13 protein-coding genes and 2 pseudogenes are annotated in these 18,611 nt (G+C 32.1%); 10 read left to right on the top strand and 5 right to left on the bottom strand.

Annotated features, from left to right (window positions below):
- Window positions 1-40: 40 nt before the first annotated feature.
- Window positions 41-1,321: a replication-associated recombination protein A gene (locus tag ACTS9J_RS14280; protein ID WP_448353475.1), complete on the bottom strand. Its 1,281-nt coding sequence runs from the start codon at window positions 1,319-1,321 to the stop codon at window positions 41-43.
- 114 nt (window positions 1,322-1,435) lie between these two features.
- Between ACTS9J_RS14280 and ACTS9J_RS14285 the strand changes: the two genes are divergently transcribed.
- The 5 genes from ACTS9J_RS14285 to mscL all read left to right on the top strand — a co-directional run bounded on the left by ACTS9J_RS14285 (window position 1,436) and on the right by mscL (window position 4,048).
- The gene (locus ACTS9J_RS14285) at window positions 1,436-1,840 is read left to right on the top strand and encodes a hypothetical protein (RefSeq protein WP_291100865.1); all 405 of its coding nucleotides are present in this window, start codon (window positions 1,436-1,438) and stop codon (window positions 1,838-1,840) included.
- Between the two features lie 73 nt (window positions 1,841-1,913).
- Window positions 1,914-2,405, top strand: coding sequence for a thioredoxin family protein (locus ACTS9J_RS14290; RefSeq protein ID WP_448353386.1), 492 nt, complete (start codon window positions 1,914-1,916; stop codon window positions 2,403-2,405).
- A gap of 98 nt (window positions 2,406-2,503) precedes the next feature.
- Complete coding sequence (gene yidD / locus ACTS9J_RS14295; protein ID WP_125349653.1) at window positions 2,504-2,737, top strand: membrane protein insertion efficiency factor YidD; 234 nt, start codon at window positions 2,504-2,506, stop codon at window positions 2,735-2,737.
- Complete coding sequence (gene lgt, locus ACTS9J_RS14300) at window positions 2,737-3,630, top strand: prolipoprotein diacylglyceryl transferase (RefSeq protein WP_125349654.1); 894 nt, start codon at window positions 2,737-2,739, stop codon at window positions 3,628-3,630. The genes yidD and lgt overlap by 1 nt, the downstream gene beginning before the upstream one ends.
- 34 nt (window positions 3,631-3,664) lie before the next feature.
- Window positions 3,665-4,048 carry a large conductance mechanosensitive channel protein MscL gene (gene mscL / locus ACTS9J_RS14305; RefSeq protein WP_125349655.1) on the top strand — a complete coding sequence of 128 codons (384 nt, stop codon included), beginning with the start codon at window positions 3,665-3,667 and terminating at the stop codon, window positions 4,046-4,048.
- A 74-nt stretch (window positions 4,049-4,122) separates the two neighbouring features.
- Here the strand turns inward: mscL and ACTS9J_RS14310 are convergent, their stop codons facing one another.
- On the bottom strand, window positions 4,123-6,651 hold the full coding sequence (locus tag ACTS9J_RS14310; RefSeq protein ID WP_448353387.1) for a TonB-dependent receptor domain-containing protein: 2,529 nt from the start codon (window positions 6,649-6,651) through the stop codon (window positions 4,123-4,125).
- A gap of 236 nt (window positions 6,652-6,887) precedes the next feature.
- Between ACTS9J_RS14310 and ACTS9J_RS14315 the strand changes: the two genes are divergently transcribed.
- Window positions 6,888-7,214 carry a hypothetical protein gene (locus ACTS9J_RS14315; protein ID WP_280051108.1) on the top strand — a complete coding sequence of 109 codons (327 nt, stop codon included), beginning with the start codon at window positions 6,888-6,890 and terminating at the stop codon, window positions 7,212-7,214.
- Window positions 7,215-7,625: 411 nt separating this feature from the next.
- On the opposite strand, the pseudogene ACTS9J_RS14320 reads toward ACTS9J_RS14315, so the two are convergent.
- Window positions 7,626-8,499, bottom strand: a pseudogene (locus tag ACTS9J_RS14320) (IS982 family transposase).
- 2,661 nt (window positions 8,500-11,160) lie between these two features.
- On the opposite strand from ACTS9J_RS14320, the gene ACTS9J_RS14325 reads away from it, so the two are divergent.
- A complete protein-coding gene (locus ACTS9J_RS14325; RefSeq protein WP_448353388.1) occupies window positions 11,161-12,195 on the top strand; it encodes a MauE/DoxX family redox-associated membrane protein in 1,035 nt (344 codons plus the stop codon).
- Entirely contained in the window at window positions 12,144-12,590 is a 447-nt protein-coding gene (locus ACTS9J_RS14330) for a hypothetical protein (RefSeq protein WP_448353389.1), read from the top strand. The genes ACTS9J_RS14325 and ACTS9J_RS14330 overlap by 52 nt, the downstream gene beginning before the upstream one ends.
- A gap of 20 nt (window positions 12,591-12,610) precedes the next feature.
- Here the strand turns inward: ACTS9J_RS14330 and ACTS9J_RS14335 are convergent.
- Both ACTS9J_RS14335 and proS read right to left on the bottom strand, forming a co-directional pair.
- Window positions 12,611-13,968: pseudogene (locus ACTS9J_RS14335) on the bottom strand (IS3 family transposase).
- Between the two features lie 281 nt (window positions 13,969-14,249).
- Window positions 14,250-15,728: a proline--tRNA ligase gene (gene proS / locus ACTS9J_RS14340; RefSeq protein WP_448353390.1), complete on the bottom strand. Its 1,479-nt coding sequence runs from the start codon at window positions 15,726-15,728 to the stop codon at window positions 14,250-14,252.
- A 103-nt stretch (window positions 15,729-15,831) separates the two neighbouring features.
- Here proS and ACTS9J_RS14345 point away from each other — a divergent pair, with 103 nt between their 5' ends.
- Window positions 15,832-17,160, top strand: coding sequence for a hypothetical protein (locus ACTS9J_RS14345; protein ID WP_448353391.1), 1,329 nt, complete (start codon window positions 15,832-15,834; stop codon window positions 17,158-17,160).
- Window positions 17,161-17,181: 21 nt separating this feature from the next.
- The gene (locus ACTS9J_RS14350) at window positions 17,182-18,576 is read left to right on the top strand and encodes an OmpP1/FadL family transporter (RefSeq protein WP_448353392.1); all 1,395 of its coding nucleotides are present in this window, start codon (window positions 17,182-17,184) and stop codon (window positions 18,574-18,576) included.
- Window positions 18,577-18,611 lie beyond the last annotated feature (35 nt).

An 18,611-nucleotide genomic window follows, 5' to 3' on the forward strand; every position in this document is an offset into this window, starting at 1 on the left:
AAAATCTCAGTTAACAAATGATTAACTGGGATTTTTAATTTTAGTACCCATACTTACCTTTCCACTTTTGATTAAGTGATTGTTTATCTACTTGCTCACGTTTATTATTTCCTGGTTCATAAAATGTCATTCCAGAAATTTCATCAGGCAGAAATTCTTGTTCAGCAAAATTACCTGGAAAATCGTGCGAATATTTATACTCTTTTCCATAATCCAAATCTTTCATCAACTTAGTTGGTGCGTTTCGTAAATGCAACGGAACAGGTAAATCCCCTGTTTGTTTCACAACTTGTTGCGCTTTACCAATCGCTAAATAAGTCGCATTACTTTTTGGAGAATTCGCCAAATAAACCGCACATTGACTCAATAATATTCGAGATTCTGGATAACCAATCACCGAAACAGCTTGAAATGTATTATTCGCCAAAATCATTGCAGTTGGATTTGCATTTCCTACATCTTCGGAAGCTGAAATCAACATTCGTCGCGCAATAAATTTCAAATCTTCACCACCTTCAATCATTCGAGCTAACCAATAAACCGCTCCATTCGGATCTGAACCACGAATCGATTTGATAAAAGCCGAAATAATATCATAATGCTGTTCACCCGTTTTATCGTAACGTGCTAAATTTTGCTGAATACGTTCATGCACAATTTCATCGTTGATGATGATTTTATCAGTTGGAGAAAAACTATTAATTACCAACTCCAAACCATTCAATAATTTTCTTGCATCACCTCCCGAATATCTTAATAATGCATTTGTTTCAACTAATTCAATATTTAATTTAGATAAAACTGTATCTTTTTTTATAGCTCGTTCAATTAAATCGACTAAATCTTCTTTTTCGAGATGTTTCAACACATAAACTTGCGCACGTGAAAGCAAAGCTGGCACAACTTCGAAACTTGGATTTTCGGTTGTCGCTCCAATCAAAGTCACCAAACCAGTTTCTACCGCTCCCAACAAACTGTCTTGCTGTGATTTATTGAAACGATGAATTTCATCTATAAATAAAATCGGATTTTTCGTTCCCGAAAACAAATTTTGATTCTTTGCTTTTTCAATTACTTCACGCACTTCTTTCACACCAGAATTTATGGCGCTCAACGTATAAAAAGGTCGATCAGTTAATTCGGAAATCAATTGAGCTAGTGTCGTTTTTCCTGTCCCTGGCGGTCCCCAAAAAATCATCGAAGCAATCATATCATGTTGCAACATCATTTTTATTGGTCCGTTTTCGCCCACCAAATGCTTTTGATTAATGTATTCTTCAAGCGTTTTTGGACGCATTCTTTCTGCTAAAGGCGCATTCATAAAATCTTGTTTAGATTTCAAAGTTAGGGAATGTTTTGTCAAAATGAATGATTTTTTGGGCGACATATTTTGGCATTTAGATTTATTTTCTTTGTGTTAGAATAAAAAATTAAAATGATGAAGAAAGCGTTAGAATGTGCTTTAATTTTAACAAGAAAGCACCAACTTTTGGGTGATAAAATTGCTTTATCAACTGATTATTTGAAAAAGATTAAACTAAAAGATAAACAATCAGAAATCAATAAACAAATGATTGAGTTTTTGGTCGAATTGCAAGAATTTGTAGAATTTATCAGAGTTAATCAAGAACTTAGATTGATGTATGTTGAATTGGTGAATTATTATTTCACACAAATTCATCATCAAATTAATTTTTATGAAATAGAATTGGACCGTTTAGAATTTGAATCAAAATTCTCAATCAATATGATTAATCAATTTAATCAAAACGAAAAAAATAATGAAATAAATTCTGTTCAAGAAAAACTAAATTTATACTACACGATTATTAATTCGTAGAAAAACGTTTTCGGCATAATTTTTTATTGTAAATTCGACTTAATATTTAGAATTTGAAATGAAAAAATTAACTATGTTTTTTAGCTTAATGATTTTATCGTTAAGTTTTGCATTTGGTCAACAAACTGAAAAACCAAAAATTTATAGCGAAGAAGCAAATCCGAAAGTAGATATCGCAAATGCGGTGCAAAAAGCTTCTGCAGAAAAGAAACACGTTTTATTGCAAATTGGAGGTAATTGGTGTGCTTGGTGTGTGATGTTTGATAAATTGACAAAAGAAAATCAAGAAGTAAAAGATTATATTGCGAATAATTATGAAGTGGTTCATGTAAATTATTCTCCAAAAAATAAAAACGAAGAAACGTTAGATGCATTGAAACATCCAGAGCGTTTTGGATTTCCTGTTTTTGTAATTTTAGATGAGAAAGGAAATTTAATTCACACACAAAACTCAGCTTATCTTGAAAGCAAAGAAGTGAAAGGACATGATCCGAAAGTTGTGTTAGAGTTTTTACAAAACTGGTCTTACAAAGCATTAGATCCAGCGAGTTATACTAAAAAATAATATGCGTTAAGCACGTATCGTATAGAGAATCAATCTGCAAAAGCATAAACTTTTTAGATTGATTCTTTTTTATTTCGGTTATTGATTAACTTTGTGAGATGAACAAAATTTTGGTTACACCATTTATTCTGTTGGTAAGATTTTATCAATTAGCAATTTCTCCTTGGATGGGAAGCAATTGTAGATATCAACCAACTTGCTCTTCTTATATGATAGAGGCGCTAAAAGAACATGGTTTGCTAAAAGGTTTGTGGCTCGGAACAAAAAGAATTGGTCGCTGTCATCCTTGGGGAGGACATGGATACGACCCTGTACCTAAAAAGAAAAATTAATGATTAACTTAATTTCGTTTATCGATTGGGATCCAAAACCTTATTTATTTGAAATAGCAGGATTCAAAGTACATATTTACAGTTTATGTTGGATAGTTGCCTTTGTCGTAGGCTGGTATTTGATGTCAAATATTTTCAAGAAAGAAAATCAGAAAAAAGAATTACTTGACCCTTTATTCCTTTACACATTTATTGGAGCAATTGTAGGTGCAAGACTCGGAGAATATATTTTTTATGATCCAGCAGCGTTTATCGAACGACCAATCGAAGTTTTCTTACCTGTACAACATTCACCAGGACAAAGTGCTTTCTTTGGTTTATTACAAGATTACGAATTTGTAGGATTTAGTGGACTTGCAAGTCACGGAGCAGCATTAGGTGTAATTTTAACTTCCTATTTATTTAGTAGAAAATATTTGCATCGTAATGTATTGTGGTTGTTAGACCGTATTGCTGTTGTTGTTCCTTTTGGTGGAGCTGCGGTTCGAATTGGAAATTTTTACAACTCAGAAATTGTAGGAAAAGCATCAGAATTACCTTGGGCAGTAAAATTTCATCAACAAAGTTTGGGATATGGAGAAGTAATTCCTCGTCATCCAGCTCAAATTTATGAAGCGATTGGATATGTTATCTTAGGAATTATTATGCTTTATATGTACAACAAAACAGATAAGACAAAATATTTGGGAGCTTTGTTAGGCATATTCTTATTTTTATTATTTTTAATACGATTTGTTGTTGAGTTCTATAAAGAAAATCAAGGAGAAGAAGCAGTTGCTCAAATGTTGAATATAGGATTAAACAATGGTCAAATCTTAAGTATTCCTTTTATGTTAATCGGTTTATACTTATTTATCTCTTCTAAAAATAGATTAGATATCAATCAACCTTAGAATTATTATAAACTTAGAAATAAATTATAGACTTATGGGATTTTTTAAAGAATTTAAAGAGTTTGCAGTAAAAGGTAACGTAGTAGATTTAGCTGTCGGTGTAGTTATCGGTGGTGCCTTTGGTAAAATTGTTACTTCTTTAGTTGAAGATATCATTACGCCAGCCATTTTAAATCCAGCCTTGAAAGCTATTGACGCTGAAAATTTAGCTGCATTAGTAATACCAGGGACTGCAATTAAATATGGTAGCTTTTTAGCTGCTGCTATTTCTTTTATAGTTGTTGCATTTGCTTTATTCGTAATGATTAAAGGAATTAACAAATTGAAAAAAGAAGCCCCTGCTGAAGAACCAGCTCCTGCAGGACCAACACAAGAAGAATTATTGGCTGAAATTCGTGATTTGTTAAAAAACAAATAATTCGTTTTCATTCAAAATGATAAAAAAATGGATCGCAATTGCGATCCATTTTTTTATCGATTATTTTCAAACTCTTAAGAAGCTGCTTGCATTTGCATTTCTTCTCCACCTCCCATTTCTTCTCCATCTGGGCGTTGTTGTTTATTCTTTTCTCTTTCGTTTGTTTTCTTAAAACGATATGTAAACGATAAGTTAATTGAACGTTTCATCCAACGCATACTTTCGTAATTAGTGTAATCTGCTCCATAAGTAGTAGATTCTCTTTTTCTTGAGTTGAACACGTCACGAATATTTAAAGATAATGTAGCTTGTTTGTTGAATAAATCTTTTGATAAAGAAAAATCCATTGACAAATTATCTTCAATTTTTTGTTGAGCCGTTTTCATGCTTCCCATGTAATTTCCAGCAACCTGAATTTTGAAATCTGCAGGTAATATAAAGTTAGAAGACAAACGTCCACGAGAACTAAATCCGTCTCCAGAGAAATCTTGCGTATCTACTTTTGTACTTTCTACTCCTGTTACAGGATCTTTTACAACGTTTGTTTCTTCGTAGAAACCTGTTCTATTGTATCCAAATAAATTTACATTGAACATCAAACTCCACCATTTAGCTGGTTTGTAAGTCGCTGTTAAATCTAAACCATAACGATCTTCATCACCAATGTTGATTGGTTTTGTAATAAATACTTCATCTCCGTTATCGTTATAATTTTTACGTTGAAACTGATTAATCATATCAGTTGTTCTTTGGTAAAATAAACTTGGCGTTACCATCAACTTTCCTACAGTTGTGATATAAGCTAACTCGTATGAATTTGTATAAGTAGGATTAAGATCTGGATTACCATTTCTTACATTTCTATCATCTGTTGCAGAAAAGAAAGGCATTAACATGAATCCCATTGGACGACGAACACGACGAGAATAACTTAATTGTAATTCGTTTTTCTCAGTAAACTTATAATTCAACGTTAATGTTGGGAATAAATCTGTATATTTTTTTGAAATATTTTCTCCGCTTGTGTAGTTTTTGATTTTCATATCAGAACTCTCTAAACGTAAACCTGCGAAGTATTGAAATTTTTCTCCAATTGCATCTCCATATTGTGCATAAGCCGCTAATACATTTTGTTGATTATCTACATTTGCAAAAAATCTACTATCAGCTTCGTAATCTCCATTAGCTTGTAAAAAATACGTTCTGTTATCTGTTTTTGTATCACTAAAATCAGCACGAGCACCCAATTCAAATTTTCCTTTTTCTCCAATTGGACGAACGTAATCTGCCGTTAAAACAATATTTTTCTGATCTTCTAAATTATCAGTAATACGATTTGTAATTTTATCTTTATAAATTCCAGTTGTTTTATCAAGTTCTTTTGTCAATCCATCAACAAGACCATCTTCGTCTTCTTTTTGAGATGAAAAACGACCTGTAAAAACAAATTCATGACCTTTTTTATCAAACTCGTGTTTATAATTAAAATCTAAATCAAAGTTATTTTCAATTTCTTTCTCATTCTGAAGATTATATTCATTCTTCAAGAAAGTCATTGCATTATCAAAATAATTATAATCAACTAAAGCATTGTTATTTCCATTATTGTAACGATAACCTGCAGATAAACCTATTGTATTTTTATCATCTAAATAATATTCTCCACCCAAACGAATGTTGTAATTTCTACGAATTCTATTATTATCTCGGTTTGTAGATCTATATTGTTTTACAACATCTGTTCCTTCATTATAACTTGTCATAAAAGCAGAACCTTCACCTTCTCTATCCATATAACGAGAACCTAAAGTTGTAAAAATGTTATATTTTTTTGTTTTATAATTCAAGTTTACATTTCCTCCAACCATTTTAGGAATTCCTCCATTCAAGGTTACAGAACCATTAAAACCTGTATTAGAACCTTTTTTCAATACAATATTGATGATCCCCGCAGAACCTGAAGCTTCGTAACGAGCAGAAGGGTTTGTTACCAATTCAATACGTTCTACATTTTCGGCTGGAATATTTTTTAAAGCTTCCGCTACATCCGAAACACCTAACATTCCCGAAGGTTTTCCATCAATCAAGAATTTTACATTATCATTTCCTCTCAACGAAACATTTCCTTCTGCATCAACAGAAACCGATGGTACATTTGCTAAAGCATCAGACAATGTTTGACCTTGCGACATTGGATCATTCGCCATATCATACACTTTTTTGTCCAATTCTACCTTATAAATTGGTTTTTCCGCTGTTACAACCGCTGCTCCTAACGAAACTGTTTGCGTCGTTTTTACAGTAAAAGTTCCTAAATCTAATGCAGATTCTAAATTAATCTGTTTTTCTATTACATCGTATCCCAATGGCTCAATCACAAGAACATATTGCCCAGCCTTTGCTTCTACTGTAAATTCTCCTTTTGCATCCGTTGCCGCTTCTGCCACAACTCCATCTTCCGAGCTTTCAAGCGATATTGTAGTGTATTCTACAGGTTTGTTTTCACTTGATAAGACTTTCCCTTTAATTTTTAAAAGCTCTTGCGCATTCAATCCTGCACAAACACAAATAAAAATCAAAGCAAATAAACTTCTTAACCTCATTTGTTTAATTTTTCGTTTTGTAGTTTTATAATTTTACAACTTGTTTGACAATCCTTTTTGAAAAAGGTTTAATCGATTTCAAAAATAATTTAAAAAAATATTGGTCGATTATTCATCTCAAATGTTACATCTTTTAAAAGATTTCATCATAACCGAAAAATTTTAACATTTATTGTTTTAAACCTTTTTAATTTTTTGAAGTCTTAAGAATAAATAAACAAAAAAAGTTGATAATTATGAGAACAGCATTTTATAAATATGTAGGATTAGGATTAATTGCTTTCACTTTAACAACTGCTTCAGCGCAAGACAGAAATGAAGGATCGAGAGAGCAGAAATTACAACAATTAAAAAAAGATTTGAACTTGACAGATGCGCAAGTCATTAAAATCAAACAAATTGAAGACAGCTACAAAGACGAAAAACTGGAATTGAAAAAGAAAATGAAAGAAGTTCGTCAAAAGGAGTTTAATGAAATCAATGCTGTTTTTACGCCAGAACAAAAAGCAACATTGAAAGAATTGCACGCCAAAAAACATCAAAATAAAAAAGGAGCTAATTAATAGCTCCTTTTTTATTTTAATAATTATTGTAACTTAATACGTTTATGCTTTTGTATAAAGCAACTATATTATCATCATAATACTTAAACTACAAAAATCTTTTACATACATTCTACTGCCACTATGTTGCCTTCATCTTGCCTTGATGTTGGGAGTATCCCGGTACTATGACCCGTCCTAAAATAACTATACATGTTTTTAAATAAATCCTGTTATAGTTATACACCAATTGATCTTAATCCTAAATTTATTATACAAGGAAGTTTTGATTATTAAAACTTCTATTATAGTTTTTCCATCTTTTCTTTAATTTTCTGACTGTAAATGTGCAGCATTTGGAGTTAAATAATCACAACTTGTATATGGTCTTAATTCATTATATGATTTAATACTATTAACCCGTTGTGCATTTTAAATAATTTGAGTTTTTAGATTGTTAATATTTCGATTAAAATATGTTTTATTAATGTACTGAACCACAGTAAGTGCAGTAATTTTAGCTAGAATTCTGGTTTTAAACCCCTCAAAAGTCTTTGCATAATTACGTCTAATCATAAATTGATCGCATAGTTGAGAAAATAACGTTTCAATTCTTTTTCGATACTTTTTAAATGGATAAAACTGAGGTTTGTAATCTTTTTGAATGGATCTTTTCGGTGTTTCTAATCGAATATTAGCTTCATTAAATAAGTCAATTTGAATTGTTTGTGATAAATACCCTTTATCTCCAAGTAGCAAACAATCACACATTTGAGTTTTAACATCTTTCAAAAAATGAATGTCATGAACAGATGCGGGACTGATATCAATACTCTGGAAAACACCATTTAAAGAACAAATAGCATGAAGTTTATAGCCATAAAAAGACATTTGCAAGCACAAAAACCTCTATTTGGTGCACTATACTGATGTTCTTTGCAAATTTTTGAGCGATTAATTCTTACTATTTTACACACCTCCAAGGGCATACTATCAACGATAAAACAATTTTCAAATTCATTAAATTCTTTCGCTAATTTAAGTCGAATACTATTAATTTGCTCTGATAATCTTCGTTTTCTACGATTGTAAATACTACGCTCAATTTTACAACTTAGCCCTTTAGGAAGATTTCGAAATAAATGATTTTACTATCAATACCCATAAATTCAGCTGTTAAAACAAGACTTATGACTTCTAAATCAAAAAGTTTAGGTCTTCTACGTTAATAAATTAAAAGTGTATCTGTGGAAATTTTTCGTAGAACTTCCAATATTCTTTCGTAATTTGCAAGTAAGTTGTTCATTGTAAATGTTTTGTGGTTAAAGCAATTTACTGATTTTCAATCAAATGAACAACTTTATTATTTAGTAATCAAAATTCACAACGGGTAATACTATTAATAACTTTAATCTTTGTTTGGTTAAAACCTAATGCACTTTCATACAGGTTAAACTCCATTTTAATTATTCCATTAACCCTTTCTGCCATTGCATTTTCATAGCTAAACGCTTTTCATAACGGCTATACTTGTTCTCCCGAGCTACATAATCAACTTCTTCTGTTTTTTCATACACGTGTAATTTGTGTATAGCTAATTCAAGATAAGTTAAAAGAAATATGAGCCATTGTATACGGTTTTTTCATTTTTTGAGCGCAAAAAAACGAAACAAAAAACGCTTGACTGTAAACCTCTTTACTAAAAATGTTATCATTTTTCTAAAGATTTTAAAAAAAACTACGGGCTAAAATCTTTTTAACGTTGCATTCAAACATTTTCTTAACGTGAGAGTTTTAATGCCATTTTCTTCATCCTTTTTCAATATTCAAATCCTTTTTTAATAACGGATTTTAGAGTCGACATACGATTTGTAGACGAGTTTCAATCCATTGAAACAAGCGTGTATGCGAATCATTTAATCTTTTTAGTGCGTGAGATGGTAATTGAACGTCGAAAATCGCGGTCTTGATTTTTTGATTACTTTTTGATCAAGCAAAAAAGTAATATACCGAAGCTTATAAAGCTTCTCCTCTTAATCTCAAATGTTTTTTCATCAAGGTTCCCTGAAGGGTATATGAATTCATTTGAAAACAATAATGACTCATGAATAAAAAATGAATGTAAAATACTTTCTATCACTTTTTTATGAGCAAAAAAGTAATCAAAAAACTCTTGGCTGTAAACCTCTCTACTAAAAATATTCTCATTCCACTAAAGATTTTAAAAACCCTACGGGCTAAAATCTTTTTAACGCTCCATTCATCCATTTTCTTAACGTGAGAGTTTTAATGCCGGTTTTTTCATCCTTTTTCAATATTCAAATCCTTTTTTAACAATGAATTTATAAATCGTCATTGCTGAAAAGTCGAGTGTCAATTCGGCGTAAAGAGCGTTAAAAATGATTTATGTTCGCATTTCATATGCGAATGTTCTAAAGCATTTAGCGAGTAGCCGTTATTGACCGACTTGTAAGCACAGACTTGACTTTTTTGGTTCGTTTTTGTGTCAAGACAAAAATGAACGTAATAAAATAATGAACTACTAATTATCTTCTTATTCTCGTAATTATGTTCAGAACCTCATTCTTAACCTCAAATACTTACTACATTATACTTTTTACATACTACAATTCTAACATCTAATCTGTACTTTTTACTTAATACATACTACATCTTAACAATCCCTTCCGATACACGAACCTCGAACAAACCATACGGAACGCATATACAATGGATACAGAATGGATACAGCGCGGATACACAACCGATACAGAAAAGTGTCATTTTCGATATACACCGATACAGGATTTTAACACTTTTTAACATATTGTTTCTCTAATATTCTGTCATTTTATGAAATTTTCTTTTCATTTTTTGCTCATCCAAAAAACGAAACAAAAAAAGATGCCGACAGTAGTCTCTCAATGATTCAACTAAATAAATTATTTCCATAAAGTTGATAACTCACTTCGTTCAAACACCTCAACTTTTTTATTCCAATAATTTAGAGTTGAATTGCATTTCGATTCTAAATCGTCGGATTTTTTTACATTCAAATTCGTTTTCATTATTAATAAGGTCACTGAGGCTCTCGAAGTGACTTTTACTTAATACATAGTACTTTTTACAAACTAAACACCGATACACGAACACCGAACAAACCATACGGAACGCATATACAATGGATACAGAATGGGTACAGCGCGGATACACAACCGATACAGAAAAGTGTCATTTTCGATATACACCGATACAGGAATTTAACACTTTTTAACACTTAATTTCTCTAACCACAATAGAAACATAGGTTTTGCTACGTTTTACGTTCTACGCTTAACGTTTTACGGATTTTGTCATTCTAGGCTTGTCTCAGAATCGCATTCAATATGTCATTTCGAGGTATCGAGAAATCTTTTGTCACTTTTTTATTCATAGCTTATCTATTTTAATTATCGGTATTCATATGCCTTACAGGGAAGAGAGCAAAAAAGTAATCAATGCTTCGACAGGCTCAGCACAAGCAACTCTTGGCCGTAAACCTCTCTACTAAAAATATTCTCATTTTCATAAAATGAAAACTCTATGGTAAACTATTGATTACTCTTTTGTAAATCTTCTAATTTCTATACCTCTATGTGGTTAAAATAAATACAATCACATTGTAGATTCTGCCCATTTCAATTACACAACCATCATTTCGAGTGGAATTCTAAAAGAATTTTGTATCGAGAAAAAGGTTTTCAAATAATCTGGTTAAAATAAGACTACCTTATATAGAACAATTCTAAAACTCATCAAAAATGAGAGGTTTTTCAAAAAAATGAGTTCTATTTTTAAAAAATGAGTAGAATTAACAAAAATTGGTCTGTTTTTTCTAAAAATAGGTATTGACTTGCTCAATAACTTCTCTGAACTTTGTATAGCATTAACCGTTAACCTTTTACCGTTAACCGTAAAACACAAAAACATGAGAAAAGTAACTCCTATTTTACAAACACTCATCTGCTACCTTTTTATTGTTTTATTTGTTTATGCAGCAGTCAGTAAGCTTATCGATTTTGAGACTTTTCAAACGCAATTGGGACAATCACCTATTCTTACAGCTTATGCAACATGGATTGGTTATGCCGTAATAAGTATAGAGCTCATTATTACGCTATTATTGTGTTTTCGTTCTACACGACAAATTGCATTACATGCCTCTTTCATTATAATGATCGCATTTACTGCCTACATTTACATTATCTTACATTACAGCGATTTTATTCCATGTTCTTGTGGAGGGATTCTCGAAAAATTATCGTGGGAACAACACATAGTTTTTAATCTTGTTTTTGTTTTACTCGCATATATTGCCATTATTATTCAAACCTCTTATTCGAAGTTTAAAATTAGTATACTATTATTCACTGAGATCTTTATAGGCATTGGATTACTCTATTTTCTTCATATTTCTTCCGAAAAAACAATGAGGATCAACAATCCTTTTATTCGAAAATTTCAACCACATGCAATTGATCATCCAACCAACATAACATTACCTTCTAATGGTTTTTATTTTGCAGTTGCTCAAGGAGATACTATTTTCTTAGGTGTAACAACCGCTCCTCTATTATTAGGAACAATTTTTCCTGAAAACGATATATTACAAATAGACACTATACAATTAGACCAAATGGATTTACCTTTTCAAAATGCACGTATACAAGTTAATTATCCAGATTACAGCTTAGTTGACGGCTATGTTCCTGCAATTTTTGAAGGTAAACTTCCTTCTAAAAAAGCATACAGACAATTCGAAAATCAAGCCTATTTTTCAAGAATAGTCAAAACAAGTTCCTCCAATTATATTTTTAGAGGTCAAAGTACACAAACAGGAGAAAATATTCTGGGATTACAAAATACGACTACACATCATATTTCATTTAATACTAAAATACTCGAAAAAAAATGGATGGAGTCTTTGATACCGATGGTACTTTTGCTTATGATCCTATTATAAAAAATGTTATTTATACCTATTTCTATCGCAATGAATACCGTATAATAGACTCTATGCTTCAAGATAAAGGCAGAGGAAACACAATTGATACTATTTCGACAGCTCAATTATCAACTATCCATCTCAAAGATGGTACAACCAAACTCGATGCTCCTCCTCTCAAACTAAATAATAGACAAATCGCCTATGGAGGTTTTCTCTTCAATGATTCTAATAGTCAAGCTAAACTAGACCCTCGTGACATTCGAAAAAACAACCGAATTATTGATGTTTACGATTATCGAGCTAATCGTTACCACTATAGTTTTACAGTACCCGAAGAAGGAAAAGAAAAAATAAGAGAAATGTGGTTGACTTCTGTACGTTGTCAAAATGATTTGGACACCTCTTTCTAAAAATTAAGAGAGTGTTTGGTTTATAAATTTATTATTTTTTCTTGAAAATACAACTGCCTTCTTTTTGCAATTGTTTGTTGTTTAATAATTGCTCTTTGTTCCAAAATTTTATCTGCTCTACCAAAATAAACATCCGAAGGTGTAAGGTTGTTCAAAGCCTCATGATACCTAGAATTGTTATAATTTTCTACAAACTTATTTAGAGCTTCTTTCAGCTCATCAGGATGATAATAATGATCTAATTTCACTACATTTTTCATTGTTCTATGATACCTTTCGATTTTCCCTTGTGTTTGCGGGTGTAGTGGTTTACCTCTAACATGCTCCATTTTTTGCGTATTTTTCAAGTAATCTTTTAATTCACTTGACACATAACAAGGGCCATTATCTGATAATAATTTTGGTTTCTGTTTTGTCTTTAATTGTGCTTTTTCAATAGCTGTTTTAACGGTTCTTTTTACATCTTCTGCTTTCATCGAACTACATAATTCCCAATGAATAATATATCGGCTGTAATCGTCTAAAATCGTGCTTAAATAATACCATCCCCATCCTATAATTTTAAAATAAGTAAAATCAGTCTGCCACATTTGATGAACAAAATTCGTTTTATCTTTAAATTCGTTTGCGGCTGAAATTAAAATATGATTGGGTGCTGGAATTAAATCTCTCTGCTTTAATATCCGATAAACACTCGATTCTGAGATATAAATCCCTAATTCATCGGTCATTTTAAAAGCCAGTTCTCTAGCAGATAATTCAGGATAATCCAACGCTAATTCTACAATTAAATCCTTTTGAGAATCGGGAATGCTGTTCCATTTTCGATGGGTTGAATAATTTTTTGATTCTAAACCTTCAAATCCATTCTCTAGAAAATTTGAATACCATTTATAGAAAGTACTTCGTGCAATTCCAAATTCCGCTAAAGTTCGTTTAACTCCAATTTCAGAACGAGTTACAATCTGTATAATTTCGTGTTTTTCACTTGCTGATAATCGCATATATTTCTTGAATTTTGTCTTTAATCCAACGAATCCAAGGTTTTTTTTACGATATCATAGCGAACAACTAAATCAGCTACAATCTCTTTTAAACGCTGATTCTCTTTGCGTAAATCACTTACATCATCACTTGTTGCTTCTCGTGTAATATCTCCAGATAATCGTTTTTTACCAGCTTCTAAAAATTCTTTATTCCACTTATAAAATTGAGATTGTGAAATAGCATATTTGCGGCAAAGTTCAGCTACTGAAATCTCAGCACGTAAGGCTTCCATCACAATTAAAATCTTTTGTTCCGCTGTAAATATTCGTCTTGTGTTTTGACGAATATCTTTTACAAATTTTTCAGGAGTTTTCTTTTTTGAATTTGCCATAATTAAAGTTAATGATTTTTAAAACACTACCTTAAATTTTAGGTCTTAGATGTCCACTTTTTGCTGACGATTTACAGAATACCGACAGTAGAGTTTTTCTCATATATGTTAGTGTTAATTAGTAATCGAATATACTCCTTTTTTTGTAAATGATTGATATTTAACAAAAAAATAATATTCTGCTATAGTAATTACGTTTAAAAGAATTGCACGCCAAAAAACATCAAAATAAAAAAGGAGCTAATTAATAGCTCCTTTTCCTTTTTGATATATTTTAAAATTTAGTACGCTTTTGCATATAAAACTCTGTATTTTGCTGGTTTTCCAGAGAAAACATCTACTCCTTCAGTAGGCGTTTCAAAAGCTTGAGGAATACAACGAATTGTTGCTTTCGTCGCATTTTTTATAGCTTCTTCTGTTTCTTCAGTTCCATCCCATAAAGCTGAAACAAAACCACCTTTATTTTCGATAATATCTTTGAATTCTTCAAAAGTTGTTGCCTCTGTTGTGTGAGTATCTCTAAAATCTGACGCTTTTTGGATTAAATTAGTTTGAATATCTTCTAACAATTTTTCCACCTCAGTTGACACATCATCCAATGCAATAAATTGCTTTTCTAATGTATCGCGGCGAGCAACCTCAACATGACCTTTTTCTAAATCTTTTGGTCCAATTGCAATACGAACAGGAACACCTTTCAATTCGTATTCAGCAAATTTCCAACCTGGTTTCGTTTTATCATCATCATCAAATTTGATCGAAATTCCTTTTGCTTTCAATTCAGACGAAAATTTATCCACCACTTGACGAATTTCTTCTAATTGTTCTTCTGTTTTATAAATTGGAACAACAACAACCTGAATTGGTGCTAATTTTGGAGGTAATACTAATCCTAAATCGTCAGAATGCGTCATAATTAATGCACCCATCAAACGAGTAGAAACTCCCCAAGAAGTTGCCCAAACATATTCTTGTTTTCCTTCTTTACTTGCGAATTTTACATCAAAAGCTTTTGCGAAGTTTTGCCCTAAAAAGTGAGAAGTTCCCGCTTGTAAAGCTTTACCATCTTGCATCAACGCTTCGATTGTATATGTATCATCAGCACCCGCAAAACGCTCAGAATCTGACTTTCTTCCTTTTACAACTGGAATTGCCATAAAATTCTCTACAACATCCGCATATACTTCTTGCATTTGTTGCGCTTCCGCAATTGCTTCTTCTTTTGTTTCGTGAGCTGTATGCCCTTCTTGCCATAAAAACTCGGCAGTTCTCAAAAACAAACGCGTACGCATTTCCCAACGCACAACATTTGCCCATTGATTAATCAAAATTGGTAAATCGCGGTACGACTGAATCCAACCTTTGTATGTACTCCAAATAATTGCTTCTGAAGTTGGACGAACAATTAATTCTTCTTCTAATTTTGCTTCTGGATCTACAATCAACTTTCCTTTGTTATCAGGATCATTTTTCAATCGATAATGCGTTACAACCGCACACTCTTTCGCAAAACCTTCTGCATTTTTTTCTTCGGCTTCGAATAAACTTTTAGGAACAAATAAGGGGAAATAAGCATTTTGATGACCTGTTTCTTTAAATCTTTTGTCTAATTCTGCTTGTAGTTTTTCCCAAATAGCATAGCCATATGGTTTGATCACCATACACCCTCTAACCTTCGAATTCTCAGCTAAATTTGCTTTTACAACAAGCTCATTGTACCACTTAGAATAATCCTCAGCACGAGTTGTTAATTTTGCCATAATCTTTTATATTTGTTGATAAGTTTCGTATCTTTACTTGGCATTAAAATTGCCTATAAATTTATGCAAATTTAATTATTACAAACGATGTAAATTTATAATTATGAACAAAGTTTATAAAATTTCTAATAAAATTTCTGCAACTACATTAATTCTTGTGGCTGCATTAGGAATTTCATCTTGTTCGACTTATCAACCAAGTGGTTACGAAAGCGACGGAGTTTACTATAATCCGAAAACAGATAAAACCTATCAACAAGCTCAACTACAACATGGTAACGAGCAAGGAGAACAAGAAAATAAAGGGGAAATAAAAATTGGTAGTCCATACTTCGATGCAGAAGGAAATGGTGCTGAACAATTTTATTACCAAGATGATGTTGATAGCACAAATGATAATACTCAATCTAAATCAGCAACCAAAGTTAAAATTAACGGATATGGTTTAGGTGGTTACAATTATTTTGGAAACAACGACTATACATTAACTTATAACGGATCGAGTAATTATAACTGGGGACGTAATGATGGTGTAGAAATTAATATCTGGAACAACTATCCTTGGTACAGCTACGGATGGGGAGGTTTCTATAATCCATATCGTTGGGGATATTACAATCCTTGGTATGGTGGATGGTACGGAAACGGATTTGGTATTTCATTCGGATGGGGATGGAACGATCCATGGTATAATGGATATTATGGTTGGGGTTGGAATAGACCTTACTACGGTGGATATTACGGAGGTTACTACGGATGGAACAATTGGTACGGATATCCTGGTTATTATGGATATGGATATGGATACAATCGTCCAAGAGGAATTTATTCTCAACCAGGTTACAGAAATGGTGGTCGTTTAAATAACACGATTAATTCTACTCGTCCTGTTGGAAGTTTAAATGGTAGAAACAACCAAATCTCTACAGGTTTAAGACCAACTCGTGATAATACAATTAACAATACAACACGTCCAACTCGCGAAGTAAGACCAGGTGCAGACCAAAGTCAAATTAACGGAACTCGTCCTACAAGAGAGGTTAGACCTTCTGTTAATCAAGGACAGATGAATAATACACGTCCAACTCGTGAAGTAAGACCAAGTGTAGACCAAAGTCAAATTAACGGAACTCGTCCTACAAGAGAAGTTAGACCTTCAATTAATCAAGGACAAATGAACAACACGCGTCCAACTCGTGAAGTAAGACCGACACAAACACAACAGCCTACTTACAACACAAGACCGACTCGCGAAGCTCAACAATACCAACAACCAACGAGAAGCTATGAAAGAACAAATAGCATGAACAATTCTCGCCCATCATATTCTACACCTTCTCCAAGTAGAGGTAGTAGTATGAGTAGCGGAAGCATGGGAGGTGGTTCTCGCGGAAGTAGCACAGGAGGAGGCTCTCGTGGAGGAAGAAGATAACTAGATTTAGATCATATATAAATGAAAAAAATATTATTAAGCCTTTGTACCTTTGTTGGTACATTGGCTTTTGCACAACAGAACAAAGGATACGAAACTCAGTATTCTACAAATGCTATAAATTTATATTCGCAAGATATTAACAGCGGAAATGCTAAATATATTGGTGTTGGTGGAGCTGTTGGTGCATTAGGAAGTGACATTACTTCTGTCGAGCAAAACCCTGCTGGATTAGGAGTAGCAATTAACTCTGATGTCCAAGTAACAGCTGGTGTTTCTACTTTTAGCAACAAAACTAATTTCGGAACAAATATCAAAGAATCTGAAAGTAATTTTGATTTCCAACAATTTGGAGGAACATTTGTTTTTGCAAATGAAGCTTCAAAATGGAATCGTTTCACAGTTGGTGTCGCTTATCTTAATCAGCGTTTAGACAATTATTCATCAATTGGAACAAATGAAGGTATTAAATTTGCTGATCCAGACGGAACTTTCAATGGCTACATCAAAGATATAGATGGATACAAATCTAAATTTTCTGTTAATCTAGGAACTAGTTACGATGACAAAGTTTATTTAGGACTTGGATTAAACTTCCACGAAACTAACTATTCTGGTTACGAACAATACGCAGAACGTGATGACAACAATGGAAAAACCTACGTATACAATGCAGATGGAGCTCCATATAGTGAAATTGGACAAGGATTTTCTTTCTCTTTAGGTGCTATTTACAAAGTGAATCATAATGTACGTTTAGGCGCAGCCTATCATTCTCCTGTTTGGTACAATGTTTCGGAAGATTATTATGCAGCAAACTTCATCAATAACGGAACTGCTGTAGATTCTTATTATATGTATTCTTCTGATTATGATATGACTCGTGGTGGACGTCTTGTAGGAAGTTTAGGTTTTGTTGTGGGTAAAAATTTATCTCTGGGTGCTGATTATACCTATCACATGAACAATGATACAAAATTAAAACCATCACAATATTTTAATTCTTCTAATAATTTCATCAATGATTTTGTAAAAAAATCAAGTGAAGTTAGAGTTGGTGCGGAATACCGTGTAGATCGTTTCAAAGTAAGAGCTGGTTATAATTATATAACTTCTCCTTACAAAGATTTTACAATGGATATTGCAAACGAAAATAATGTTGTAACAAACGCTGCTGTTTTATCGAAAGCATTTCAAGGAGATATTAATCGTGCAAGTTTTGGTTTAGGATATGATTTTGGCGGATTCTATATAGATGCAGCTTATCAGTATCAAACTCAAAAATATCAACAATTGATTGGTGGAACAGATTATATTAATACTAATAATGAATTTGTTTCTTTACCTAACACTTACGCTCCAAAAGTTAAATTAAACAACAATTTATTCTTATTGACATTAGGTTGGCAATTCTAATAAAGAAAATAGATATAAAAAAAATCGGATGAAAT

It is taken from the genome of Empedobacter sp. ULE_I140 (assembly GCF_053482575.1).

Bases quoted from the DNA above. Each gene is read 5' to 3' on its own strand.
- ACTS9J_RS14280 (WP_448353475.1), bottom strand. From the start codon at position 1,321: ATGAATGCGCCTTTAGCAGAAAGAATGCGTCCAAAAACGCTTGAAGAA.
- ACTS9J_RS14350 (WP_448353392.1), top strand. From the start codon at position 17,182: ATGAAAAAAATATTATTAAGCCTTTGTACCTTTGTTGGTACATTGGCT.
- proS (WP_448353390.1), bottom strand. From the start codon at position 15,728: ATGGCAAAATTAACAACTCGTGCTGAGGATTATTCTAAGTGGTACAAT.
- ACTS9J_RS14290 (WP_448353386.1), top strand. From the start codon at position 1,914: ATGTTTTTTAGCTTAATGATTTTATCGTTAAGTTTTGCATTTGGTCAA.
- ACTS9J_RS14315 (WP_280051108.1), top strand. From the start codon at position 6,888: ATGAGAACAGCATTTTATAAATATGTAGGATTAGGATTAATTGCTTTC.
- ACTS9J_RS14345 (WP_448353391.1), top strand. From the start codon at position 15,832: ATGAACAAAGTTTATAAAATTTCTAATAAAATTTCTGCAACTACATTA.
- mscL (WP_125349655.1), top strand. From the start codon at position 3,665: ATGGGATTTTTTAAAGAATTTAAAGAGTTTGCAGTAAAAGGTAACGTA.
- ACTS9J_RS14330 (WP_448353389.1), top strand. From the start codon at position 12,144: ATGGATGGAGTCTTTGATACCGATGGTACTTTTGCTTATGATCCTATT.
- ACTS9J_RS14325 (WP_448353388.1), top strand. From the start codon at position 11,161: ATGAGAAAAGTAACTCCTATTTTACAAACACTCATCTGCTACCTTTTT.
- ACTS9J_RS14310 (WP_448353387.1), bottom strand. From the start codon at position 6,651: ATGAGGTTAAGAAGTTTATTTGCTTTGATTTTTATTTGTGTTTGTGCA.
- yidD (WP_125349653.1), top strand. From the start codon at position 2,504: ATGAACAAAATTTTGGTTACACCATTTATTCTGTTGGTAAGATTTTAT.
- lgt (WP_125349654.1), top strand. From the start codon at position 2,737: ATGATTAACTTAATTTCGTTTATCGATTGGGATCCAAAACCTTATTTA.
- ACTS9J_RS14285 (WP_291100865.1), top strand. From the start codon at position 1,436: ATGATGAAGAAAGCGTTAGAATGTGCTTTAATTTTAACAAGAAAGCAC.